This window comes from Lysinibacillus sp. NPDC059133, assembly GCF_042755925.1.
In the GTDB taxonomy this organism is placed as follows: Bacteria; Bacillota; Bacilli; order Bacillales_A; family Planococcaceae; genus Lysinibacillus.
In genome coordinates this window covers 22,727-47,798 of record NZ_JBHZDH010000044.1, presented here as the reverse complement: position 1 = coordinate 47,798, position 25,072 = coordinate 22,727, and the positions used below count along the sequence as shown (strand labels likewise).

At 37.6% G+C, this 25,072-nt stretch carries 26 protein-coding genes, 1 riboswitch and 1 other annotated feature; of the genes, 20 read left to right on the top strand and 6 right to left on the bottom strand.

Going from position 1 to position 25,072, the window contains the following annotated elements:
* Nucleotides 1-64: 64 nt before the first annotated feature.
* Nucleotides 65-520 carry a hypothetical protein gene (locus ACFXN8_RS19530; RefSeq protein ID WP_386847337.1) on the top strand — a complete coding sequence of 152 codons (456 nt, stop codon included), beginning with the start codon at nt 65-67 and terminating at the stop codon, nt 518-520.
* 109 nt (nt 521-629) lie between these two features.
* On the opposite strand, the gene ACFXN8_RS19525 is transcribed toward ACFXN8_RS19530, so the two are convergent.
* The 4 genes from ACFXN8_RS19525 to ACFXN8_RS19510 all read right to left on the bottom strand — a co-directional run bounded on the left by ACFXN8_RS19525 (nt 630) and on the right by ACFXN8_RS19510 (nt 3,583).
* Nucleotides 630-908, bottom strand: a complete 279-nt coding sequence (locus tag ACFXN8_RS19525) for a hypothetical protein (RefSeq protein ID WP_386847336.1) — start codon at nt 906-908, stop codon at nt 630-632.
* Between the two features lie 764 nt (nt 909-1,672).
* Nucleotides 1,673-1,978, bottom strand: a complete 306-nt coding sequence (locus ACFXN8_RS19520) for a hypothetical protein (protein WP_386847335.1) — start codon at nt 1,976-1,978, stop codon at nt 1,673-1,675.
* Nucleotides 1,979-3,195: 1,217 nt separating this feature from the next.
* Nucleotides 3,196-3,255, bottom strand: coding sequence for a hypothetical protein (locus ACFXN8_RS19515; protein WP_386847339.1), 60 nt, complete (start codon nt 3,253-3,255; stop codon nt 3,196-3,198).
* Between the two features lie 133 nt (nt 3,256-3,388).
* The gene (locus tag ACFXN8_RS19510) at nt 3,389-3,583 is read right to left on the bottom strand and encodes a hypothetical protein (protein ID WP_386847334.1); all 195 of its coding nucleotides are present in this window, start codon (nt 3,581-3,583) and stop codon (nt 3,389-3,391) included.
* 202 nt (nt 3,584-3,785) lie between these two features.
* On the opposite strand from ACFXN8_RS19510, the gene ACFXN8_RS19505 reads away from it, so the two are divergent.
* Nucleotides 3,786-4,382, top strand: a complete 597-nt coding sequence (locus tag ACFXN8_RS19505; RefSeq protein ID WP_386847333.1) for a protein kinase — start codon at nt 3,786-3,788, stop codon at nt 4,380-4,382.
* 133 nt (nt 4,383-4,515) lie between these two features.
* The gene (locus ACFXN8_RS19500) at nt 4,516-4,743 is read left to right on the top strand and encodes a hypothetical protein (RefSeq protein WP_376074252.1); all 228 of its coding nucleotides are present in this window, start codon (nt 4,516-4,518) and stop codon (nt 4,741-4,743) included.
* A 198-nt stretch (nt 4,744-4,941) separates the two neighbouring features.
* On the opposite strand, the gene ACFXN8_RS19495 is transcribed toward ACFXN8_RS19500, so the two are convergent.
* Nucleotides 4,942-5,895 carry a TRM11 family SAM-dependent methyltransferase gene (locus ACFXN8_RS19495; RefSeq protein WP_386847332.1) on the bottom strand — a complete coding sequence of 318 codons (954 nt, stop codon included), beginning with the start codon at nt 5,893-5,895 and terminating at the stop codon, nt 4,942-4,944.
* A 263-nt stretch (nt 5,896-6,158) separates the two neighbouring features.
* Here ACFXN8_RS19495 and ACFXN8_RS19490 point away from each other — a divergent pair, with 263 nt between their 5' ends.
* A complete protein-coding gene (locus ACFXN8_RS19490; protein ID WP_376074254.1) occupies nt 6,159-6,983 on the top strand; it encodes a DNA alkylation repair protein in 825 nt (274 codons plus the stop codon).
* A gap of 71 nt (nt 6,984-7,054) precedes the next feature.
* Here ACFXN8_RS19490 and ACFXN8_RS19485 read toward each other — a convergent pair whose 3' ends face one another.
* A complete protein-coding gene (locus ACFXN8_RS19485; RefSeq protein WP_386847331.1) occupies nt 7,055-7,675 on the bottom strand; it encodes a TetR/AcrR family transcriptional regulator in 621 nt (206 codons plus the stop codon).
* Between the two features lie 225 nt (nt 7,676-7,900).
* Here ACFXN8_RS19485 and ACFXN8_RS19480 point away from each other — a divergent pair, with 225 nt between their 5' ends.
* The 16 genes from ACFXN8_RS19480 to ACFXN8_RS19405 all read left to right on the top strand — a co-directional run bounded on the left by ACFXN8_RS19480 (nt 7,901) and on the right by ACFXN8_RS19405 (nt 25,069).
* Nucleotides 7,901-8,653, top strand: coding sequence for a glucose 1-dehydrogenase (locus ACFXN8_RS19480; protein ID WP_386847330.1), 753 nt, complete (start codon nt 7,901-7,903; stop codon nt 8,651-8,653).
* 633 nt (nt 8,654-9,286) lie between these two features.
* Nucleotides 9,287-9,511: a binding site (T-box leader), on the top strand.
* 393 nt (nt 9,512-9,904) lie between these two features.
* Nucleotides 9,905-11,242 carry a sodium-dependent transporter gene (locus tag ACFXN8_RS19475; RefSeq protein WP_386847329.1) on the top strand — a complete coding sequence of 446 codons (1,338 nt, stop codon included), beginning with the start codon at nt 9,905-9,907 and terminating at the stop codon, nt 11,240-11,242.
* A 1,136-nt stretch (nt 11,243-12,378) separates the two neighbouring features.
* Nucleotides 12,379-13,737 carry an aspartate kinase gene (locus ACFXN8_RS19470; RefSeq protein WP_386847328.1) on the top strand — a complete coding sequence of 453 codons (1,359 nt, stop codon included), beginning with the start codon at nt 12,379-12,381 and terminating at the stop codon, nt 13,735-13,737.
* A 239-nt stretch (nt 13,738-13,976) separates the two neighbouring features.
* Nucleotides 13,977-14,159 (top strand): hypothetical protein, encoded by a 183-nt coding sequence (locus ACFXN8_RS19465; RefSeq protein WP_376074258.1) that lies wholly within the window; start codon nt 13,977-13,979, stop codon nt 14,157-14,159.
* A gap of 207 nt (nt 14,160-14,366) precedes the next feature.
* A complete protein-coding gene (locus tag ACFXN8_RS19460; protein WP_376074259.1) occupies nt 14,367-15,050 on the top strand; it encodes an adenosylcobinamide amidohydrolase in 684 nt (227 codons plus the stop codon).
* Complete coding sequence (gene cbiB, locus ACFXN8_RS19455; protein WP_386847327.1) at nt 15,047-16,003, top strand: adenosylcobinamide-phosphate synthase CbiB; 957 nt, start codon at nt 15,047-15,049, stop codon at nt 16,001-16,003. Before ACFXN8_RS19460 ends, cbiB begins: the two co-directional genes overlap by 4 nt.
* A complete protein-coding gene (locus ACFXN8_RS19450) occupies nt 15,990-17,069 on the top strand; it encodes a pyridoxal phosphate-dependent aminotransferase (RefSeq protein ID WP_376074261.1) in 1,080 nt (359 codons plus the stop codon). The genes cbiB and ACFXN8_RS19450 overlap by 14 nt, the downstream gene beginning before the upstream one ends.
* A gap of 11 nt (nt 17,070-17,080) precedes the next feature.
* The gene (locus ACFXN8_RS19445; RefSeq protein ID WP_386847326.1) at nt 17,081-17,686 is read left to right on the top strand and encodes a histidine phosphatase family protein; all 606 of its coding nucleotides are present in this window, start codon (nt 17,081-17,083) and stop codon (nt 17,684-17,686) included.
* Between the two features lie 12 nt (nt 17,687-17,698).
* The gene (locus tag ACFXN8_RS19440) at nt 17,699-18,274 is read left to right on the top strand and encodes a bifunctional adenosylcobinamide kinase/adenosylcobinamide-phosphate guanylyltransferase (RefSeq protein ID WP_376074263.1); all 576 of its coding nucleotides are present in this window, start codon (nt 17,699-17,701) and stop codon (nt 18,272-18,274) included.
* Between the two features lie 39 nt (nt 18,275-18,313).
* Nucleotides 18,314-19,090 (top strand): adenosylcobinamide-GDP ribazoletransferase, encoded by a 777-nt coding sequence (gene cobS, locus ACFXN8_RS19435; RefSeq protein WP_386847325.1) that lies wholly within the window; start codon nt 18,314-18,316, stop codon nt 19,088-19,090.
* Complete coding sequence (locus ACFXN8_RS19430) at nt 19,063-19,662, top strand: histidine phosphatase family protein (RefSeq protein ID WP_376074265.1); 600 nt, start codon at nt 19,063-19,065, stop codon at nt 19,660-19,662. Before cobS ends, ACFXN8_RS19430 begins: the two co-directional genes overlap by 28 nt.
* The gene (locus ACFXN8_RS19425) at nt 19,611-20,003 is read left to right on the top strand and encodes a bifunctional adenosylcobinamide kinase/adenosylcobinamide-phosphate guanylyltransferase (RefSeq protein ID WP_386847324.1); all 393 of its coding nucleotides are present in this window, start codon (nt 19,611-19,613) and stop codon (nt 20,001-20,003) included. Before ACFXN8_RS19430 ends, ACFXN8_RS19425 begins: the two co-directional genes overlap by 52 nt.
* A 166-nt stretch (nt 20,004-20,169) precedes the next feature.
* Nucleotides 20,170-20,664: an ECF transporter S component gene (locus ACFXN8_RS19420; protein ID WP_386847323.1), complete on the top strand. Its 495-nt coding sequence runs from the start codon at nt 20,170-20,172 to the stop codon at nt 20,662-20,664.
* Nucleotides 20,661-21,344 (top strand): hypothetical protein, encoded by a 684-nt coding sequence (locus ACFXN8_RS19415; protein ID WP_386847322.1) that lies wholly within the window; start codon nt 20,661-20,663, stop codon nt 21,342-21,344. Before ACFXN8_RS19420 ends, ACFXN8_RS19415 begins: the two co-directional genes overlap by 4 nt.
* A 109-nt stretch (nt 21,345-21,453) precedes the next feature.
* Nucleotides 21,454-21,639, top strand: a riboswitch (cobalamin riboswitch).
* 162 nt (nt 21,640-21,801) lie between these two features.
* Nucleotides 21,802-24,015: a ribonucleoside-diphosphate reductase subunit alpha gene (locus ACFXN8_RS19410; RefSeq protein WP_386847321.1), complete on the top strand. Its 2,214-nt coding sequence runs from the start codon at nt 21,802-21,804 to the stop codon at nt 24,013-24,015.
* A gap of 13 nt (nt 24,016-24,028) precedes the next feature.
* Nucleotides 24,029-25,069 carry a ribonucleotide-diphosphate reductase subunit beta gene (locus tag ACFXN8_RS19405; RefSeq protein ID WP_376074271.1) on the top strand — a complete coding sequence of 347 codons (1,041 nt, stop codon included), beginning with the start codon at nt 24,029-24,031 and terminating at the stop codon, nt 25,067-25,069.
* Nucleotides 25,070-25,072 lie beyond the last annotated feature (3 nt).

Here is a 25,072-nt window from a genome sequence, read left to right as displayed (position 1 = left end):
GATAGGTGGCTCATATCGCATTTTAGAAACGAAAGAATGGATGGATGGAAAAGAGTAAATTTTAGTGGCTCACATTTTAATTAACAAATGGCTCACATTTAGCTTGCGAAATACAGTTACGCAGTATGTGTCGCAAGAAGATCTGATGCATCGGTATAAAGTGGCGAATAAGAAAAGTAGAAAATTAGAGAGAAAGGAAAAAGCTCTTTATTTGTTTGTAGCTTTTATATACTTTATAGCGGTAGCTGCCATCGAAATGGGTAAGAGCTTAGGATTGGAGATCGTTCCGTCTATCGGTTGCGCCGTGTTATTGATGGGTGGTATGTTTATGACGATAAAATTTTACAAAGAGATGAAAAAAGAATCGGGTGATTCGAGAGAGACCTATAAATGGTTGATGATTGTCGGTATTGCTTGGATATTTTATGCCGTTACTTCTTTTATATCTGTATTTCGACTTTTTAGTTGGCTTTCTTTCATTTACTTACTGCTTCTTTCACATATCTCCACATTTTTCTAGTTCGCAGAAGCAACAATCTATACGAAAACAGCCTTTAATAAAGAAAAAAAGAGCTGCATATGCAACTCAATGATCTTCAAGTAAAAGCACCCCGTTAGTTGAAGAAGATTTATGGTTCGCTAATTCCCATTGCTAATAGTAATAGATAAGCTGCAGCCAAAACAAATACATTCCCTATTAAGCCGACAATTAAAAGAATAAGTTGTTTAGACATTTTCCAAGAGAGTATAGCAAATAAAATACCAATAATTGATAAAATACCAAAGATGATGATAATAAAATAAATATTAGCATTTGGTCCTCTTTGGGCATAAAAAACAATGATACTTATTATCACAGATAAAATAGATGTAACACCTAAAATGTTTCCTACTTTTCTCTTATCCAAAACTATAAATCCTCCTCACTTATTTTTCTCTTCTCTTATCACGCTATTTACACTAGACGTTTATAGTCATAGATAGTAGTAGTTTTATTCACCTAACCTGCTCCGATAGTTCAATAAGAAAAGGCTGTTTTCTCAAAGATTGTTGCTAAAACAAATAATATTGATTTAAGTAAATATTTAAAGAAAGAGTTTAAACTAATTTTCACGGTGTTCTAATTTTTTAGTTACCTTTTTCTTTATAAAGCCTATACAACCAATAACAATCATAAGGATTGAAATTATTTCAAGAAGCGGAAAAGCATACACACCAAGTAAACCTGACCACGAATCTTGTGTTACATACTGAGTTATTCTTATAAGGAAAAAGCTGATTATAGGGGAAAAAAGTAGTACAGAGAACAGTCCCCATATAATAATCTTAGCTTGCCAAGAACGTTTATAAGCAAGACTAAAAGCCGTTATTATACAAAATATAGATAATAGAATTAGAAAAAATATCATCCTGGATATCATCCCCTTCTGCTTTTACAAATTATAACACTTCCATTTAAAGAAAATTAGAAATCTTGTGTACTAATATAAGGGGAAATGAAAATGCCTTTCCGCAAAACCATTTAGTTTGCAGAAGCAACGAAAACAGCCTAAGAAAAAAAGGGCTGCTAATGCAACTCAATGTTCTTCAAGTAAAGCACCCCTATAGTTTAAGTAGATTTCTTCACAAACTTGTCTTTTTTAAACCTAATTAATTATTACTATTTATATGCTTATTTATTTTTTCTTCTGTCAATGATAAACCATTTTAAGATTCCAATTATTAGTATTAAAAGTGGTATTGCCTGGATGAAGAGAAATCCTGCCCAAAAATCATTTGTAGTGCTGGTCGGGGAGTCTGTTGCCATTACACCTATAAATAAAGCCAATGGAGTTACGATTACATTCACTCCCAAACTAATCATAACAAATGATAATTTTTTACTTATAATCTTCGGTAATCCAGCCGACCAAAATGAAATTATTGCAACTAACAAAATCAAAACACCCCAAACACCCCAAACAGCCAAAACACCCAAAACCTCTACCTCCTAACTAAACGATAGCCCATCCCACTTCCCTGAAAGATGAAGATGCACCTACCGTCTACTATTTTACCATAAAAACCCATATCGTTGTTCAACTAAACTGCTTCGTTAGTTGAGTAAGACAAGGTAGAACAACAATCGTTAAGAACAAAATCATATAAAAAAGACCAATCATATTTTATATATATAATATGATTGGTCTTTTTATTTATATACGTTTGAAGGTTGTCACCCTAAGATAACTAACGGATGCAGTTTTATTTTTTTCTAAACAGTGTATCCCCAAGTGGGATTCCAACCACAACAACCAAAACCGTTAGAATTACCAGGGCTCTAAAAATAAAATACGCAGCTTGATCGAACATCGTATCTCTCCTTCTTTTCTTAATAATTCCTACCTTATATTCTGTAATTATCCAACTCCTATTGAAGAGTCAAACTAAACTAATAAAGCACAAAATCATTGTGCTTTTAATAATATAGTTTACTTCATTACAACGTATGTATGCAGTCGTCACTTTTTATATTTTGTGATCTTCAACAATATGGCGTGATTGTTTAATAAGCTTCGCTGTTCTTCTTAAACTCCCATGAAAGAACTTAATCATCTTTCATTTTCTGTGGTGAAGAGCAGATTTTTGCGCTTCATGGATGGCTAACGGGTGCTTTACTTGAAGATCATTGAGTTGCATAGGCAGCTCTTTTTTCTTTATTGAAATAACGGAGCAGTTTAGTTGAATGAGGAAAAAATTACATATTTAAAATAAGGCAATACATTCTTAAGAATTGATAGGTCAAATATTCTATGGAAAGAATTTAGAACGAAGGCGTTTCTACAACAAATGAAGACGTTTTTTTACTAACCGAACAGTTTAATTAAGAGGAAGGTATAATCAAGAATATGAGGAATACGAGGTGAAAAGTAATGTATCAATTCCAACACGAGGTACAAAGAAAAGAAAAGATATTTAAGGTATATGTCATTTTATTTATTATATCGGTATTGATAAATGTAGTTTTATTCTTTGTAGATGGTAGTATCCTTAGTGGAATAATTAGTCTTTTATTTTTTTCTATTGTTCTTCTCTATGGTTTACGAAAGAAAGTCTGGGCGGGATTTAGCTAAACACGTTATAAAATGAAAAGAATAAAATAATTTAAAAAAGCATTCAGGGAACAGTTCACCCTTGAATGCTTTTTCACTTCTTTTATTTAGAGTGGATTTCCTGTACAGGCCCAATCTGGCCATCTATAAGCCTGACTTTAATTCCGTGGGGAAGGGCGTCGAATTTGGTGAAAATATCCTAAACGATATCTCAGGTAATCTTCCCTTTTTCGATCCTTTTTTAACAATATCAACAGCTTTGCCTGGTAATATGTCTTCCCGATATTGTCCGTAAATTAGACACCCATTTTTCTACGGGTATTGCTTGTTTTTTTCGTTTGCTGGCTTTTCATTTTTTTTGTTGAAAGGTCGGCATTCTTTTTTCCTTTATAAGAAGAGGAATGGTTCTTTTTGTTTTCAAGCTGCTGTTTCACTGCCTCTTGCAGGCTGATTTTTTTTTGGGGTACTTCAGAATGATTATTCTCGGTCATAGGAAATGCTCCTTTTTGAATATGATTGTTAGTCTAGTATAATCTATTTTCTATCATTTGTGAAACTTTCCACTTTAACTTACAAAAAGTGAAGACGCTTTTTTACTAACGGAGCAGGTTACATCAAGAAGGAAAAAGTAATAAAGTATTGAATTTATATACAATACAATTAAGTTTTTTAGTTGTGTAAGGAGGGAAAACAATGCTTGAACAAATAATTCAAAATTGGAATCAGTATTGTAGAGATGAAAATTTTGTTGGCATAGGTTCTACAAGAAAAGTATATAGAGTTTTGGATTTTGTAATAAAAGTACATTTGCATCCAATCGGTTATAAACAATCAAAAAATGAATTAGAAATTTATACTTCAATGGCTGATAAAGGTTTCGCCACGTTACTCGCTCAGACATACTACGTTGATGAATTCATATCTGTGCAAAAATATTACAAACCTTTAGAACTAAAGGATAATCATTCGTATGAGGTAAAGGTTGAAGAATACCGACGCTTGATCCCGAATTTGTTTGATGAGGTTTTACAAATATTAGATAAAAACTTCGACTGTTTTGATTTAAAAGACAGTAGTAATTACGGTTTAAACAATGAGAGTAAACTTGTTTTTACCGATTATGGTATGACAAAGAGTTTATATGAAAAAGAGTGGGTTCCATTAGCCGAAGAGGGCATACTTCCGCAAATACATTTTGACTTTTGCAGCGTTTGTGGATTAGAAAAGGAACTTCGTATGTATGGAGATAATGACAAAGACAAATGTTGTTATGATTGTGGTAAGGAATAAGGAGAATCAGTATGCCGGAAAGTTTATGAAATATTGTACAAACTAACGGAGCCGTTACTTCAAGAAGAGGACATTGTGTTTAATGACATTTTTTTGGATATACAGGACATGCTCTCATAACGAGAGGTATTGTATGTTAAAAAAGATACTGATTATTGCTGGAATATTTATAGTGGGAATAGCATTATTGAACCTGTTAATTAAATCCTCAGTAGCTGATACTGCTGTTGCAAATAAAGAGAAACAAAAACCTTTAAGTACAAAAGAAGAACAAGAGATATCTACATTGAACAGGGTAACTGAGGCGTCATCTTTTTTGGTTCCACTGATTAAATTCATTATAAAAAAAATTACCCTATAAGAGAGACTTTTTATTAAGTGTCTACCTTATAGGGTACATTTTATTTTCAATCAAACTGTATTTCAAACCAACAGAAAGTGGCCTAGATAGTTGTCAAGGTCTCTGTTTTATGTAGCTGATTTTTTTAGAAATGATATGCAGATAAGGGCTGCTTACGCACTCCCGAAACTATCGGACAATGATAGAAAGTACGTGTTTTTATTCACATATTAAAATTTGACGTAAAAACGATTGCTTTTTAGCAATGCATCGATCTGCTATAACAAAACCTGCATCTTCTATCATGTCATCGATTGTTTCAATCGTAACGACAACCACCTTATCAGCAATGCGTCGAGCATGTTTTAGAATATCAAATTGATCTTCGGTTGATATATGCGTAAATAAGTTATAGGGTAAATCAATGATAGCGACATCATAATGTTCCTTAACTTCGGAGATTGGACCTAATGTAATGTTGCCTGTTAACCCAAAATAAGTGATGTTTTTTCTGGAGCCCTGGCAAACATTGTAATTAATATCTCGCCCTTCAATATTAATTCCCATAGAAAGGGCTTCAATTACTACTGTCCCTATACCACAACAAGGGTCGATTACACGAATATTTTGAGGCTGGGGAACGGCGATATTCGCAACAGTACGAGCTACTCTAGTACTAAGTGCCGTTGAATAACTGTTTGGTTTGTGTAAATGATTATGCCAAATGGATTCACTCTTCATATGCTTCCCAAAATACCATATGCCATCTATTAAAATAAGACCAAATACAATTTCAGGCTCATTTAGGTCTGGTTCGCCCTCCATGCACAATCCTACCTCACGTTCTATCAATCGACGCTCTGGAAGATGAATTTTCTTCTCTTCACCTATATCCATACTATTTAAACAAACTACTTTATAAGTTGCTTCCTTTACTGTTAAATCCTTCACCAATGTCTTGATGTTCTCTATGCTGTTTTCTTCATATAGCACTTCAAGTCTGTCTTGCATAAAAGGGCTACGACTTGGATCGATTTTAATAGGGCTTATTATATAGTTTGATTGGGAATCGAGATTAAAAAAAGAACGCATCTCCATTCTGCACAGATCATATTCATCAACATGATGTACATATGTGTATATAAATTTACTGTTATTTTGTTCGTTATTCAATTGATTATCATCCTTTTAAGTTGTTGTTCACTTGATTTCACTAACGCTCATAAAAAACAAATGAAGTTGTTTATTTGGTAATCGTATCATAGGTGACTCTATCAAGCCACTCGATATCAATATCGATTCACAATTATGTCGAGGCATAATTAACTAGAGGGAGTAGTGGAAATAATCTGCAAGAAGAAATAATATAAAAATAGACATCTATTCATTACAACAGGTCGAATTTTATGTTCCACACAAATACAGGAGGGTGTTAAATGGTTGTAAAAGAAGACGTTTTAAATAGAAAGGGAGCTAGAAAGGCTAGCGATATCCCAAGTGAAGTTTTAACGTTATTGAATCAAGGAAAAATAGAGAGTGTTAATTTAACAGAGTGGCAAGCGGTTCACCATATTACTTTAGTAAAAAATGTTCTACCATCCATAGGGCTAGAAGAAAAATTAGAATTTATACGAACGGAGATAGAGAACCAAAAAGTCGAAACGGGAATGAAGGCTATACGTTTAATTGGGAGCTTATTAGATACAGTCATGATAGATGAAAGTGCTACTAAAAAAGAGGATTTAATCAAAAAATGCTCTCATCATGTATCTGATAGTGTCCGATGTTGGGCAGCGTTTATGAATAAAAACAACGATTATTCTTTAGAAGAGAAATTGTTGTATATCCGTTCTTTCGCAGCAGATCATCATTTTGGTGTCCGAGAAATTGCATGGATGTCAATTAGGGAGGACCTTTCAGCAAATATTGAGCATAGTGTAGATTTGTTAACGGAATGGGCGACAAGTGAAGATGAAAACATTCGTAGGTTTAGTTTAGAATCAATCCGTCCTCGCGGAGTATGGACAAAGCATATAGAAATATTAAAGGAAGAACCGCAAATCGCACTTCCTATTCTACATTTACTTAAATCAGATCCGTCAAAGTATGTTCAAGATTCTGTCGGCAACTGGCTAAATGATGCTAGCAAAACTCAACCAGAGTGGGTAAAAAACCTTTGTGATGAATGGCAAAAAGAATCTCCAACCAAGGCAACTGAGAGAATCATTAAAAAGGCTCAAAGAACAATAATAAAAAGTTAATTGGTTATATATGATAAAACCATCCTTTTAATTCTAAAAAAAGGATGGTTCTTTTAACTTTAATCTCTATTTTATTTTCCAAAAGGATGTTCAAGATAAGGACCCTTCACTGTAATTCTCATGAGCTGAGTAGCCATAAATTTTGGTGAATAAGGCATATCGTTTTCTAACCACCAAACAATTACCTCGAGAAAGGCAGCAGCAAAATATCTGACAGCCAATTCACGAGGAACTGTGAGCTTTTTATCATCAGGCTGCGTAAAGTTTATCCCATTTGAGATAAAATCGATGATGATTTTCTTCAAGCCTGAAAAGAAATAAAGAATGTCTTTTTCAGTTAAAAACACTTTATATAATTTGCTATTTAAAGAAATTTGCTCGAATAAATGCATAAATGTATCGTGCGGCTCATCTGCATCTTTTGAAAAATCAAATTCCACCTTGTCCTCGAATGTAACGTTAAGATTGTTCAGTAAGTCATTTAATATTTCCTTTGTGCTTTGATAGAGAAGATCGAGCTTATCGCTATAATGTAGATAAAAGGTAGCACGATTTAAGGTCGCTCGCTCTGTAATATCCTGTACAGTAATCTTTTCATAGCCTCTTTCGTCAATTAATTCCACAAGTGCGTCTCTTAATAGTTGGCGCGTCCTCATAACCCGAGGATCCATTTTTTGTTTCTTATTTGACATTTTTAAGCTCCTTGTCTTATTTTTGCTATTTTTACAACACTGGCTATAAGTTCGTTGATAAAGCGTCGAATCTATGAAATGTGTTGTTTGCCCTTTTTATGAGTATTGATATACTTATATTAACGACACGATGTCGAGAATACAACTAGTTGTTAATATGTTCATGAATTAGTCGTTTTATTAAATGGAATAGATACCTAACAAATATAGAGAGGAAGTTTTAAAATGGGTCGTTTAAATGGAAAAGTAGCTATTATTACAGGGGCAGCAATGGGGATGGGTGCTTCTGAAGCAAAATTATTTGCTCAAGAAGGGGCAAAAGTTATCGCTACAGATGTTCAAATCGAGCCATTGAATCAATTAGTAAAGGAAATAAAAGAAAGTGGCGGGGATGCTATAGGGATCCAGCATGATGTGACATCTGAAGATGCTTGGAAATCCGTCATTGCCGAAGCAGTGAAGACATATGGTAAAGTCGATGTACTTGTGAACAATGCTGGTGTTTCTTCACCCAAAACGATTGCCAACATGGAAATGGATGAATGGAATAAAATAATGGACATTAACTTAAATGGCTGCATTATTGGTATGAAATATGTGATTCCTGAAATGCAAAAAGCAGGCGGGGGCTCTATTATCAATATTTCTTCCATTGGCGGTATTGTTGGTATGGCAGGTACAAGTCCATACACAGCGGCTAAAGGGGCACTTCGCGTACTATCAAAATCAGCTGCAGTTGAATACGGAAAAGATAAAATCCGTGTAAATTCCGTACATCCAGGTATCATCGTAACACCAATGACAGCACCAACGATGGAAGCAGGAGGCGCTCTTCCTTTCTATAAAACGTATACACAGCTTCCATACTTTGGTGAACCAGAAGATGTAGCCTATGGCGTTGTATTTTTAGCATCTGACGAATCACGCTTTATGACAGGTGCAGAATTAGTTATTGATGGTGGTTGGACAGCTATTTAATAAAGAGCAATTAAACTTGAGATAAAAAACTAGGTTTCACATAGAATGTGAGCCTAGTTTATTTGTTATTACATGCGGAAGTAGTAAAATTTCAATTGAAAAAGGAAGTGAATACCCAAATAGATTCTGGTGTGAAACAAAAAAATAAGTAAGCTAAAGAAATGACTAGATAGAGAATAGTTAGGGTAGCGGACCTTAATATTTATGGTAGGATAAAGATAAAAAGGGGTTTTATCCCTCGTTGTTTACAGGCGCAGAAAACGATGCTTGGATTGTATTAAAATCGTTTTAAATACTATTATCTGTATCTACCATTTGCAAAAGACGTAGATGGGAATATCTTTTGTATAGACCTTGATTCAAAACAAGTGGTTCTTATCTATTTAGATCTAGGAGAAGTGACTAACAGATTGGGGCTTTTTTGGCACAAAAGTTTTTTCTTCCTAAATTCCGTAATTACTCCTAAGGAAGTTTACTAAAGTACAAATCATAAGTAATGAAAGGGTATTCATTCAAAAGTCATATTTCGAATTTTAATAGCGAAAAAAAGGATAATACATAAAAATTCAAAAAAATTATTGACTCTATTTTTAATGTGTGATAAAAATGATAGTATCAATTCGGAAAATTAATATTTGGGCAATGATAGGATTAAGTAGTGAAAATCTCCCTTTTTCAGAGAGCTGGTGGTTGGTGCGAATCAGTATATAGATGATCATGAATTTCGACCTGGAGCATCTTTCATAAATCACACATGTTGTGAGGAAGTGGAAGACGGTAGTGAATACCGTTATCAAATAAAGTGGTGAAGAATTTTTTCACAACTAGGGTGGTACCGCGATATATATCGTCCCTACGTATTTACGTAGGGACGTTTTTTATTTAGGACTTATTCTTGTTGTATTTTCATAACTAGGGTGGTACCGCGATATTATATCGTCCCTACGTATTTACGTAGGGACGTTTTTTATTAAGGCTTTCCTCTTGTTATATCTTCATAACTAGGGTGGTACCGCGATATTTAATCGTCCCTACGTATTTGCGTAGGGACGTTTTTTATTAAGGTTTTATTCTTGTTATATCTTCATAACTAGGGTGGTACCGCGATATTTTTATCGTCCCTACGTTTTCGTAGGGACGCTTTTTATTTGAAAAGAAGTGATTGTAGGAGAAAGGAGTCCCGATAGACCAATATGAATAAAAACCGAATTGTCATAAACAAAGAAATAGAAGAAGAGAGGAGATAAAGAGATGGAATCACAGCAATGGACATCGAAATTAGGTTTCATTTTAGCCGCAGCAGGCTCGGCAATAGGTCTTGGTGCAATTTGGAAGTTCCCGTATATGGCCGGTATTGGAGGTGGCGGTGCGTTCTTCCTTATTTTTATCGGTTTTACTTTATTAATTGGTTTACCGTTATTATTGGCGGAATTTGTAGTTGGAAGAAGTACACAAAAAGAGGCTGTTGATGCATATAGAACTATTGCCCCTAAGACGCTATGGCCGTGGGTCGGAAAATTAGGGATTGCCACATGTTTCATCTTGCTTTCATTCTACAGTGTTGTAGGAGGATGGATTTTATTATATTTATGGAATGCAATTACAGGTAGACTATGGGAAGGTAATGGCGCGTACGAAGCCACTTTTGATGAAATCATTTCTAATCCATTTTTAGCGGTTGGATCACAGCTATTATTTATTCTACTTACTATTTTTATCGTAAGTAAAGGTGTACAAAACGGTGTTGAAAAAGTGAATAAATATTTCATGCCAGCACTGTTTATTTTATTTTTTGTATTAATTATTCGTGCTCTTACATTAGATGGAGCTGGAGAAGGGGTGCGCTTCTTCTTACAGCCTGATTTCTCACGTGTAACATCTGAAATTATTTTATATGCGATGGGTCAATCGTTCTTCTCATTATCTGTCGGAGTAGGGGTTATGGTAACGTATAGCTCATACTTACCGAAAGAAGAAAGTTTACCACGTTCCGCATTTTCTATCGTCGGTTTGACGCTTGTGATTACATTACTTGCAGGGCTTGCTATTTTCCCGGTAGTGTTCGCATTTGGAATGGAACCATCTCAAGGGCCAGGTCTATTATTTATTGTCTTGCCAGCGATTTTCAGTAAAATGGCATTCGGAAAATTATTCTTCATTATTTTCTTGTTACTATTTTTCTTTGCAACAATAACATCAGCCATTTCCATGTTGGAAATTAGCGTGGCCTCTTTAACGACAAAAGGTAAAGGGAAACGCGAAAAAATGGCATTGATTGTCGGATTACTAATCTTTGTTGTAGGGATTCCATCGGCGCTTTCATTTGGCGTATTAAGTGATGTGAAATTGTTTGGAAAAACAGTTTTTGATTTCGCAGACTATGCAGTAAGTAATGTTCTTATGCCACTCGGTGTATTATTAGTTGCGATCTTCGTACCGTTTAAAATGAAGAAAGATGTACTAATGAAAGAGCTGGGTGTAAGTAAAAATAAAGGCTATAAATTATTTGTATTATGGTTATTCTTACTTCGCTATATAGCACCCATTGCAATTATTATCGTATTTTTAAATGTAATTGGCGTGATTTAACATACAAAAGGCCCTAGCATATCGTTATGTTAGGGCCTTTCGCTATAAATTATCTGTTCTGCACTGAACAAAGTAAACGTAATGTAACTCCGGAATATATAATAAAAGTTGATTTTGGAGTTGTTTTTATTTACTTAACTTTTTTTCGCACTAGAAATTTTGATTTTAACCGCCACCCCAAAACTGTTCAGGTCCAAGAGGAAAGTGATCGGGTCAGCCGAAGAACTGCTCAGGTCCAAGAGAAAAGTGATCGGGTCAGCCGAAGAACTGCTCAGGTCCAAGAGAAAAGTGATCTGGTCCCTCAAAAAACTGCTCAGGTTCAAGAGAAAATCGCTCGGGCCACCCCAAAGAACTGCTCAGGTCCCCTCCTAAGAATACAGTCCTCCACGAAATAAAAGCACAAACCCACGCAAATCAAAGCAATACCCGCGTAAAACAGATAAAAAAACCAAAAAAGAATAGCTTGACATCATTCATAAATAGCACAAACATCACAATTTTTTCAGCATATCATAATGGAGAAAGCGTTTTCTTCAATTTATATAGAAGAAAGTCACTACAATTCAATCAAGTTTGCTGCAAAATACTTTGTTACAAATGCTAAAGATAAGTATGTACAAAAGTGTTCTTGATTAAGGTACATTTCGTCACTTGGTTTTATTACGATACAAAGAGAGAAAGGGCATGAAAATCAGATTCAGATAGTCATTTCCGAAGAGTTTCGATCTGTAGTTGTTGTAATAAAAATCAACATCTTGCTGTTGAAGTGATACACCTTTATACAATCAAAATTGCTCATCTTGATATCCATATGTAAATTCGTATAGACGTGGTTTGTTTTGTCATGTCAGATATACCATTAAAAATTCTGTAAATTAGATGAATTCAGCTAGTTCAGACGAATATTTGTGCGAATATAGAGAATTTACGAAAAAAATTTGCAAAAACCTTAACTATTTCATACGAAATCCGTATAATAAATCAAACAGTGCGAAAATTGTCCATTTTCTATCGACCGTAAATTGCGTGAATTTTTTAAATTGTATTGACGTGGAGAAGGATAATTTGTACACTGTGTACAATCAATTGTTTTTTGGAGGAATACATTCAATTTAAAAAGTTAGGATTTGATGGTTATGATCGTATGTAAATTTGGTGGAACATCTGTAGCAAATGCAGAACAAATTCAAAAAGTAGCAAACATTGTAAAATCTAATCCGGCACGTAAAATCGTAGCCGTTTCTGCACCAGGGAAGCGCTCTGGTGACGATATAAAGGTAACTGATTTATTAATTAATTTAGCAATGGCAGCATTAAAAAATGAAGAAATTGAGGAAGAATTGCAAATCGTTGTGAATCGCTTTATGGCGATTGCGGATGGTTTGGAGTTAGATTATACAATTTGTGATGTGATCGCTGAAGATTTACGTGAACGTGTACAAGGTGATAAATCGAATAAGGAATTATTTATCGACAGCATCAAAGCGGCAGGGGAAGACAATAATGCGAAGCTAATCGCTGCTTATTTTAATTCCATCGGTATGCCGGCACGCTACGTAAGTCCAAAAGAAGGTTTGGTTGTCAATGATTTACCTGAACGCACGTATGCATTACCAGAGGCTTATGCCAATTTAGCACCTCTAAAATATACCAAGGAAATTATTGTATTTCCAGGTTTCTTCGGTTACACTAAAGCGGGCATACTGCGTACATTTGACCGCGGTGGCTCTGATATTACAGGCTCTATTTTAGCAGCTGCTGTTGAAGCAGAGCTTTATGAAAACTTTACGGATGTGGACTGTGTATTTTCAGCTAATCCGAAAGTTGTGAATGATCCAGTGGAAATTAAAGAAATTACGTATCGCGAAATGCGCGAATTATCCTATGCAGGCTTTTCGGTTTTCCATGATGAAGCGTTAATGCCTGTCTACAAGATTGGGGTGCCCGTTAACATAAAAAATACAAATAATCCATCAGCCCCAGGTACTCGTATCGTACCAAGACGCTCTGTTACAGGACGTCCAGTTACAGGTATCTCGGCAGACAGTGGCTTTTCAACTTTATATGTGTCAAAATATTTGATGAATCGTGAAGTAGGCTTTGGACGTAAGCTTCTACAAATTTTAGAAGATGAAAATATTTCATATGAACACACACCGTCTGGTTTAGACGATATTTCTGTCATTATGCGTTCAAATCAAATTACATTTGAAAATGAAGAACGAATTCTTTCTCGTGTAAAAAATGAATTAAATGCCGATGATGTGCAAATGCGTCATGGTTTTTCTATGATCGTAATAGTAGGCGAAGGCATGCGTAATAACACAGGTCTAGCGGCACGTGCTGCAACTGCGATTTCTAAAACAGGTGCAAATATAGAGATGATTAATCAAGGTTCATCTGAAGTCAGTCTAGTATTCGGTGTGCAACAAGAATTTGAAAACCAAATTCTACAAGCACTTTATGAGGAATTTTTTGCACGTGTGAGAGTGTAGGGAAATGTTAATTAGTGGGGATGTTTTATCCCCGCGGATTAATAGTCTTCACTAATCGAGCATTTACGGGCAGTTATACTTCGTAAAATACATGGGTGGGGTTCTTGTACCTAACGCTTCATTTTTGGTAATACTGCTCGTTAATGCGGGGAAAACGCTAATCCTTGAATTGGATTAGTGTTTTCTTTTTGACGAGAATACGGTAAAATCGAGGGCGTACAAGATTGGAGGTTTTTCTTTTGAAAAAATTATCGATTGGTATGTTGCTATCAATGATTGGCATACTATTTGTTTGTTTAACGATCATGGATATTTTACCATCCTCGACTAAAACAATGAAAATTGTCTATATCGGTATTGGTTGGGTATTTATTATTGCGGGATCTGTTATTCGTTTTAAAACTTTAAAACAAAGACAATAACGGAATATCTCGAAATTGAATTGTGATAATCCGCGAATTTGTGATACAATTTCAAAAAAATAAATAATTTGAGTATTATGAAGTTGCGATGCTGTGCAAAAATTCAAAAGGTTTAAATTGGGGAACGATGATTAATTTAAGAATGAACAGTGCAAATTCTTCTTTGTAAGAATTTGTTTTTTTATTTTCTGAATAGGAGGCGAGATCATGCCAGTACTTCGCAAGGACGATATTCATATTTCTGACCATTATGTTGCCGTCCAAACAGATTCGCCGATGAAGGTCGTATCCTCAGCCGTACATAATCCGGGCTTTGGCTTTTATACACATTTGATGAATCGTTCAGTGCCCTATACGTATGATGAACGAAAACCACAGATAGAATTACAACGATTTTTACAGTCTGAGGGCTTTCCCATTGGCAATACGGTGGCGATGATGACGGCTGTCTATGCCCGGTATGCAACAATCCGTGAGTTTACATATGAAGGGATTCATCTTGTTATCATGATTACAGCTGGTCTTGGCAATGCCGTCGATATTACGCGTGCCTTTCATCGTCAGGAACAGTATCATGCGGGGACTATTAATACGTGGGTACTAATAAATGGGAGATTGTCGGATGAAGCTTTATTTCAGGCAATGATTTCTACGACAGAGGCAAAGGTCAAGGCACTTATTGATGAGGACATCACAGATCCAACAACAGGTACACAAGCTACAGGTACTTCAACGGATAGCTTGTTGATTGCTTCGACAGAGGAAGGCGACTACCATCAATATGCAGGGCCGATTACGATGCTTGGAAAAGTCATTGGCCATGGTGTTTATGAAACGATGCGTGAGGCCATTCAAAAATACAAAAAAGATAAAGAGGAGAATCCGTTATGATGTCACTGGTGATTGCCTGTATCATTGGGCTTGTTTTTGATTTACTAGTGGGTGATCCTCCTAAAATGCCTCATCCAGTACGCTGGATTGGAAAGCTCATTCAATCTCAAACAGAGTTATGGAATAAAGGAAGAATGAGAAAGTTTCGTGGCATGGTGATGGCGCTCGCTGTAGTTGGCACAACGATGTTTGTTGTGACGGCTATTTTACTTCTAAGCTATCAGGTTAGCCCGCTATTTTGCATAGTAGTAGAGGGCTTACTAATTGGGATTGGACTAGCACAGCGTAGTTTGAAGGAAGCGGCGATGGCTGTCTATGAACCGCTCGTTAAAGGTGATTTTGCTGAAGCTCGTGTGAAGCTTTCTTGGATAGTCGGCCGTGACACGGAGAAGCTTGACGAGGATGAGATTGTTCGTGGTGTTGTGGAAACGGTCTCAGAAAATACGAGTGATGGCGTAACAGCTCCGTTATTTTATGCCTTTTTATTTGGCGCAATAGGGTTATGGGGCTATAAAGCCGTCAATACGTTAGATTCTATGATTGGCTATAAAAACGAAAAATATAAAGATTTTGGTATGTTTGCTGCGAAGCTAGACGATGTACTAAATTTTATTCCTAGTCGATTAACTGGTCTACTGATGGTGCTAGGGACGAAAAATGAAACGAATGTATCTCTCGGGAAGCGCTTAAAACGGTGGGCACAGGATGCGAAAAAGCATCCAAGTCCTAATAGTGGTTATTTAGAAGCAGCTACAGCTGTTCAATTAGGTGTACAGCTTGGTGGAAAAAATACATATCAGGGTGTCGTTTCTTATCGAGCAATAATGGGCGAGAAATTAGTTCCATTAACAAAAGAGCATATTGCAACGTCTGTGATTCATATGCGCATTGCGACCTTGCTCTTTACGTTAGTTATGTTATCAATGGAGGTGTTAATTTTTGCAATTACCTAATCACGGAGCAAATCCGCAAAATGTTTATCATCAGCTAGGGCTTGTTATGCCTGAAGAGGTGTATGATTTTAGTGAAAATGTGAATTCCGCAGGGCCGCCTCCGTTTGTTGAGGCACGTTGGCGGACATTTTATCCGCTTATTCAACGTTATCCAGATCCGGACGGTGAGCCGTTTTTATCAAAGGTGACAGCTTTTCATGCTGTGCAGAAAGATTCTATATTACTAGGTAATGGTGCATCCGAGCTTTTTAGTGTTCTCGTTAGACGCTACGCCAATAAACGTGTTATTATCGTACATCCTACTTTTTCAGAATATGAACGAACATTAACAGCAGTAGGCGCTGAAATTGTGCCGATTATTGTTGAGGATATTGTTCACTACACATTGCCGTTGGAGCGTCTGAAGCGTGAAATGGTGAACGCAGATGCTTTATATATTTGTACTCCGAACAATCCGACGGGAGTGCTGCCAAAGAAAGAGGAGCTTCTCGAATTAATCTCTCACGGTGCAAAGGTCAATTGTGAGCTTGTCATTGATGAGGCATTTATTGACTGGGTAGATGAAGCCTATTCATTAATCCAGCATGTGGCAGAAAATCCTCATCTGATCATCGTTCGTTCGATGACAAAAATGTATGCGATTCCAGGATTACGCCTAGGCTATTTAGTGGCGAGCCCAGTAGTTGTTGCTGATCTAAAGTCTATCCTACCGCATTGGAACTTGAATGCCTTTGCCCTCGTTATCGGTACAGGCTGTTTAGATGAGCATGTATATTGTGAGCAAGCTATTGCCTATGCTAAAAATCAACGGGAAGCGCTGCAGAGCTATTTACAAGAAAATGGTTGTCAGGTGACAAATAGTGTAACGAATTATGTATGTTTTGCATTACCGAAAAATCAGCAAGCAGATACATTTTTTACATATTGTTTATCAAAAGGCGTCGTGCTGCGGCATACAAAAAACTTTATGGGCTTAAATGGTGAATGGTTCCGTATTGGGATTAAAGATATAGTAGCCATGACGTATTTACAGAATTGTTTACAGGCGTGGTTTAACGCAAATTAGGGGTGACAAAGGTGACGACTTTTTATTTAATAAGACATGGTGAAACGATGTGGAATAAAGAGCAGCGACTACAGGGATGGCTAGATTCGCCGTTATCCGAAAAGGGTATTTTACATGCAGAAAAACTTCGAGATCATTTGAAAAATATCACCTTTACAGCGGCAATTAGCAGTTCAAGTGGTCGTGCTAAGGAAACCATGCAAATTCTTCTAGCTGATCAACTGCTTCCACTTTATTATGAGGATAATTTACGGGAGATTTTTTTAGGAGATTGGCAAGGGAAAACAGTCGAGGACATCATGACTTCTCATCCTGATTATGAATTATATACCGATAATCCTGGACAATTCGTCGCAACTCATACGGAAAGCTTTGGTACGGTAACAGAACGAGCGATGTTTACGTTAAAGAAAATTGCAGAAAAATATCCAGAGAATAATGTGTTAATTGTGTCCCACGCTGTAACGATTAAATGTATTATTAACGCTATTTTAGGGCGAAGCGTCGATCAGCTGTGGGCAGAGCCATTTATTCATGGTACAAGTGTAACGATTATTGAACAAGCCCGGCAACAATGGCTCGTTAAAGAAATCGGTAACATTCAACATTTACAATAGGAGGCGTAACCATTGCCACTAATTTTCATTACTGGGGGAGTACGCAGTGGTAAATCCCACTTTGCTGAAAAAGCGGCTGTTACTCACTATCAAACAGAGTTTATGCAAGCACAACGACTTATTTATATTGCTTCCGGTGTAGCGTTGGATCGTGAAATGGAGAAGCGGATCATACGACATCAGGCAGACAGACAAGCACAAAATATCGAGTGGCTGACGATAGAAGCACCTTATGCAATCGCAGATACCCTGTATAAACTGACCGATGGAGATGTCGTGTTATGGGACTGTGTTACGACATGGCTAACAAATGCGTTTTACGAGGGTTTTGACACAGGAACTCCATGTGTGGAGCAGCCCGGCTGTTTAGAAAAGAAGCTTGAGGTTTTAAAAAAGGCGGTAAGGACGTTACTTGAGAAAAGAGTGACGTTTTTTATCGTCTCGAACGAATTATTCGATGAGCCTCCATATACGAACGAGGAAGTAGAATTATACCGACAAATCCTTGGGGAATTACATCAATGGTTCGTGTCCATAGCAGATGAGGCGTATGAAATAAACTATGGTGTCGTAAAGAAATGGAAATAATGAATGACGCTTTGAAAATAAAAAGAAGGTGGCAAGACGATGAAAAATTTCTGGCATAGCATACAACTTGCATTTCAATTTTTTACAGTTTTGCCGGTACATAAAGAAATTCCTTTAACGAAGGCAACGATTACAGGGATGTTCGCCTTTTTACCGTGGATAGGGGCACTCATGGGTACCGTAGTGGCAGCGGTGATCTATGGTTTAACGGAATGGACGGCAAGCAGTGAGGTCTTGCTTTCTTTTGTGATTATCGCATTATTTGCCTTATTTACTGGTGGTTTACATTTAGACGGTTTTATTGATATGGGGGATGCGTATTTTTCCTACCGAGATCGTGAGAAGCGGCTTGAAATTTTAGATGATCCACGTGTTGGTGCATTTGGTGTGCTTTCAGTGCTATTTTTAGTCCTTGGTAAATTTGTCATACTTCACGAATTATTCGTACAGCATAAGTTAGCACTGTGGATGCTTGTGTTTATTCCGTTATGTACACGAGTAGGTATGAGCTTTTATTTTATGTCACTCAAGTGCTCAAAGGAAAAGGGGCTTGCCTACTTTTTTAAAACACATATTAAGCCGGGTTTACTTATTTGCTTTATGTTTTTAACATTAATTGTAGCATACAGTAGCTTGTTGTTTGTAACGGGCTTCACAATGGTTCCATTCGTGTTGATGGCTGTATTAGCGATTGCCTTTTTAGTCTTTCGGCAATTTACTGTGCGCAACTTTGGTGGTGTTTCGGGAGATTTACTCGGGGCATCAATTGAAGGAATGGAGGTTGTACTGTGGGTGACGTTGTTACTGTGCACTTAATGAGACATGCACCAACAAAGGAAAATTTGGAGAAGCGTTATATCGGCTGGACAGATTCTTCATTAGCTGATGCATCTTTACTTACTATTGTAGATCAAGATGTCACGAAGGTGTACGGTAGTGATTTACTACGCTGTAGGGAAACAGCTGCCCATTATTTTCCGAATGCAACATACGTGTCTGATAGGAGATTTCGAGAGTCGAATTTCGGAGATTTTGAAGGGCTCACATATGAGGACTTACAATCCAATCGTCGTTATTGTGCATGGTTAGATGATCCTGTACAGTCACCGCCTCCAAGGGGAGAAGGCTTTGATGTCTTTTGTGCACGTGTTAAGGAAGGGTTCACAGTATTACCAAAAGGGGAGGATGTTTATCATCTCGTTGTCCATGGTGGCGTAATTCGAGCACTTCTCGTAGCCTTTGCACCGACTGAGCAACCTTTTTGGTCCTATCAAACACCGCATGATAAAATGTTTTCTTTAACGTTTACAAGAAAGGCTTGGGAGGAGGGAGCAAGATGCATGTCTTTATCGGAGGAGCCTATAGTGGAAAAACCGACTATGTTATGAAATTACTTGCAGGTCAAAACGTTGAGCTAGTGGATGGCACTCTACCTGATAGCACACCAACCTGTGATGTACTAGTTATTAAAAACATAGAGAAGTGGCTCGTAACACAAGATCTTGAGGATGATGAGCCCCTTGTCAGAAATATTTTGACAAGACTAAAGACACTTGAAGAAAATTGTGCTTTGTATATAATAGTGACCGATATGGGACGTGGCGTTGTGCCAATGGAAAAACAGGCACGATTGTTGCGTGATACATGTGGGCGTTTGTACCAGGCATTATTTGCTGAAGCCGAACAAGTCGCACGCATTTGGTACGGCATTGGGGAACAAATCAAATGATATAGTTTCATAAAGTAGGCTCTTCATTAAAAGTTGGGGATGACATGATTGGGATGAAAGCTGACGACTCCTTGGGATTAGCGGCTCATCGGACGCCCCAGCTCGGAACGGAAATCAACCCAACGTTTTTATGACGAGCCAAATATTATAGGAAAGAGGAAATGGAATGGATCGACAAAAATTGATGAAATTGACGCTCACTGCCATGGTAGCAGCAATTTGTGCAGTGGGTGCAGTCATTAAAATTCCAACATTTATTTCAACTGCAGCGCTTGATTCTGCACCTGCATTGTTGAGCGTTGTATTTTTATCTCCAGTATTAGCTGGTGTTGCGGGAGTCATTGGGCATTTTATCTCAGCCTTAACTACTGGCTTCCCTCTAGGGCCACTACATATTATTATCGCGGTAGAAATGTTTATTGTTGTATGGATCTTTGGGGTAATGCATAAAAAAGGAATGCATTTCTGGAAATGGCCTGTGGCACTTATATTAAATGGCGTTGTGGCACCTTTACCATTTTACTTTATCATTAGTCCGGCATTTTACTGGGCGTCACTGACTAGTCTTCCATTGGCAACACTCGTAAATCTGGTGATCGTTGCAATTGTGATGCCAATTCTCTCTAAGGTGTTTGTGCGTAAGGAAGGTCGAGTACATTGAGAAATGCAATAAAAATAGGTGAGCTGTTTGCTACAACAGATAATGCCGCAGCAATTGGCGAAAAACCACAAGATGTTGTGTCTGCCCCAGACAAACTAACGGCATACTTAACGGCGCGTGTTACTTTTTTAGAGCAGCTTGCTGCAAATGCTTTACCAAGACATATTTTACTTGCTAATTTTTCAGGGGATGCTGCATGGTCTCGTTATATTGCAGGCATTCAGCAGGTTTTTGATGAGGTGAGTCTTATTTGTCCGCCAATAGACGGTAGCACAGAGTCCAATATGCCGACTTTACAATCAGGTTTGTCTATAACGATGCTTGGTGAGCAGCAGAAACGCACAGTAACTAAGTATGAGCAGCTAAGTTGGTACACATATGGGATGCCGCTTGTAGGCAATGAAATCCTTGCACAGCCTGAAAATGTCGCACAGCTACAACCTATTTTTCAAGCGTGGAAAGAGGGAACCGTGCAGCAAGTCTGGCCAGTTGGATCAAAAGGTCTGCAAGCAGAATTTACCCTACTTTTTGGCGAGCAACAAGTCAAAAGTTCATTAGATGTTGAGAAAACGGCTGGTCCATGTGCAGTAGTTTTGCTAGGAATACAGTTAGAAAAAGAGCAGCTAGCACAAAAATATTTTCCTAGAAATTTTGAAAAACTACGTAAAACTGCATTGTAATTGGGCTTGCTTCGAGAAAAAGTAGCACATTATAACTTGCAAGGGGCAAAACGCCTATTGCAACAATAAACACAATATGTTAGATTTGTTTAGGAGTTAAAACACTATATATAGTATTTGGACGAGCGGTACCAATGTGGTTTAAAAGGGAATTCGGAAAAGAGTCATCTTAGGCCGAAGCTGTCCCCGCAACTGTAAGTGCTGACAAATGATGACTAGCCACTGTGAAGAACGGGAAGGCCATCATTTGGAGGAAGCATGAGCCAGGAGACCTGCCGAGTTGTTCAAGACAGCAACACATTCTTCGGGGATTGAGAAGTGGAGGCGAGAGATTTGTCCACTTCTTAGTGTGCATGTCCTTCATTTCCATTTCCGATTTTACAGCGATCACGTAACCGATAGATGTTGCGTGATCGCTTTTTGTGTTGCTGGAGAAAGAAAGGGAGAGAATGTATACATGACAATTCAAATCGAACAGCAAATTGCTAAGCTCAAGAAAAGTTATACGGAGGATGAACTTGAAAGTTTTGTAAGGTTATCGGATCGTTGGCTACGAAAAAACGACAATGCCACATTTGAAGCATGGGCGGATGCGATGATTTTACAAACGCTTAGCCTAATTGATGAGGAGGAGCCATACTGGACATTTGTCGCAGCTCAAATTTATTTAGAAAAACTATATGATCAATTTGCAATGCGCCGTGAAGTTTCAGTAAAGGATGTTTATAAGGTATTCCCAGAACAATTAGCACACTATACAGAAGCTGGTTTGTATCATGAAAGTTTAACAACAAAATATAGTGAGCAGGACCTTCAAGAACTCGCTTCCTATTTAGAATCAAGTCGAGATGAATTGTTTACGTATATTGGCTTAAAAACATTAATGGACCGCTATGTAGTCCGTGATTACACGAAAACACCAGTGGAGCTACCACAGGAACGCTGGATGGTCATTGCAATGACTCTTATGCAGGATGAGACAGAAAATCGTTTAGAAAAAGTACGTGAATCTTACTGGGCAATGAGTAATTTATATATGACTGTTGCCACACCAACATTATCGAATGCAGGTAAAACGCATGGTCAGTTATCTAGCTGCTTTATCGATACAGTAGATGATAGTTTACAAAGTATTTATGACACGAATACAGATGTCGCAACATTATCGAAGTACGGCGGTGGTATTGGTGTTTATATGGGCAAAATTCGTAGCCGAGGCTCATCGATTAAAGGCTTTAAAGGTGCATCAAGTGGTGTTTTACCATGGATTAAACAACTTAATAATACGGCGGTTTCAGTCGATCAGCTTGGTCAACGACAAGGCGCTATTGCTGTCTATCTAGATGTTTGGCATAAAGACGTCTTTACGTTTTTAGATTTACGCTTAAACAATGGAGATGAGCGTTTGCGTGCTCATGATATTTTCACAGGGCTATGCTTACCGGATTTATTTATGGAAACGGTAGAAGAGCGCGGGGAATGGCATTTATTTGACCCACATGAAGTGCGAGAAGTTATGGGCTTTTCACTAGAGGATTTTTATGATGAGAAAAAGGGTGACGGTGCTTTCCGTACTAAATATGAGGAATGTATCGCGAATCCATTGTTAAGTCGTGAAGTCGTTCCAGCCATTGATATTATGAAGCGTATTATGCGCTCACAGCTTGAAACAGGCGTACCGTTTATGTTCTATCGAGATGAAGTCAATCGCATGAATCCGAATAAGCATGAAGGGATGGTTTACAGCTCGAACCTGTGTACAGAAATATTCCAAAATATGTCAGCGACTGAATTTGAGTCTATTACCCTTGAAGATGACGTTATCGTAACACGTCGCAAGCCTGGAGATTTCGTTGTATGTAACTTATCATCTATCAATTTAGGCCGAGCAGTACCGGCTGGTGTTCTAGAACGATTGATCCCAGTTCAAGTACGTATGCTAGATAACGTTATCGCTCTCAATACAATTCCAGTAAAACAAGCAGAGCGTACGAACTTACGTTACCGTGGTATTGGGCTTGGCACATTTGGCTGGCACCATTTATTAGCTTTGAAAGAAATTCAATGGGAGTCTGAGGAAGCTGTAGAATTTGCGGACAAGCTGTATGAGGAAATTGCGTATTTAACAATTCGTGCTTCGAACAATTTGGCATGTGAAAAAGGGGCCTACCCATTATTTGAAGGCTCGGATTGGCATACTGGTGCGTATTTTGACAAACGGGGCTATGACAGCAATAAATGGAACGCGTTACGCGCCGCGGTTGCTGAAAAAGGTATGCGTAACGGCTATGTCATGGCGGTTGCACCGAACTCATCAACATCCATTTTAGCGGGCAGTACGGCTACGATTGATCCGATCTTCCAAAAGAGTTATTCAGAGGAGAAGAAGGATTACAAAATTCCAGTAACAGTACCAGATCTATCACCTGTGACGACTTGGTATTATAAATCTGCTTATTTCATCGATCAAAATTGGACAATCAAGCAAAATGCTGCACGAGCACGTCATATCGACCAAGGCATTTCACTTAATTTATACGTTCAAAATACGATTAAGGCAAAAGATTTACTAGCATTGCATATGAATGCTTGGGCGAGCGGTGTGAAAACGACCTATTATGTGCGCTCAACGTCTGTAGAATTGCTAGAATGTGAGTCTTGCGCGAGCTAGGAGGAAGTTAACAATGACAACAATTACAAAACGACAAATTATGGATAAAGAAGCACCAAACCGTTCAACAGGAATTGTCAACGGACGTTCTTCTAACATTTTAAACTGGGATGATGTGCGTTTTAGCTGGGCTTATCCAAAGTATAAAAAAATGCTAGGGAACTTCTGGACACCGTTTGAAATTAATATGAGCAATGATGTCAAACAGTTTCCACAGCTATCAGCAGATGAACAGGAATCCTTTTTAAAAATCATTGGCTTGCTAGCGCTATTAGACAGTGTACAAACTGATTTTGCGGGGAAAGTAGCGGATTATTTAACAGATTCAAGTTTAAATGCACTAATGATTATTTTAGCGCAACAAGAGGTGATCCATAATCACTCTTATTCCTATGTACTATCAAGTATTGTCAACAAAGACGAGCAGGATCGTACGTTTGATTTTTGGCGTACAGAGCCAGTGTTAGAGCGACGTAATGAGTTCGTTATTAAGGGCTACCATGCATTTTCAGAGGAGCCAACTGTTGAAAATATGCTAGAAGCGATTGTCTATGATGTGATTTTGGAAGGTTTATTCTTCTATTCTGGCTTCGCGTTCTTCTATCATTTAGCACGCAATCAAAAAATGGTGGCCTCGTCGACGATGATTAATTATATTAATCGCGATGAACAGCTACATGTCGATTTATTTGTGAAAATTTATCAGGAGCTACTAGAGGAATATCCTGAATACGATACACCAGAACGAGCAGCTCGTGTACAGGAAATCTTCCGTGAAGCCGTCCAACTAGAAATCGATTGGGCCAATGAAGTGATTGGCAATAAAGTTGAAGGCCTCGATGTGGAAGATGTGCATGATTATGTACACTTCTATGCAAACGTACGCTGTAATCAGCTTGGCGTAGAGCGTCCATTTGAAGGCTATCGCAAAAATCCATTGAAGTGGGTAAAAGCGTATGAGGATGTTGACTTAGGAAAAACAGATTTCTTCGAGCAGCGTTCTCGCCAATATGTGAAGGTCAATGTAGAAGATAACGGATTTGATGATTTGTAATAC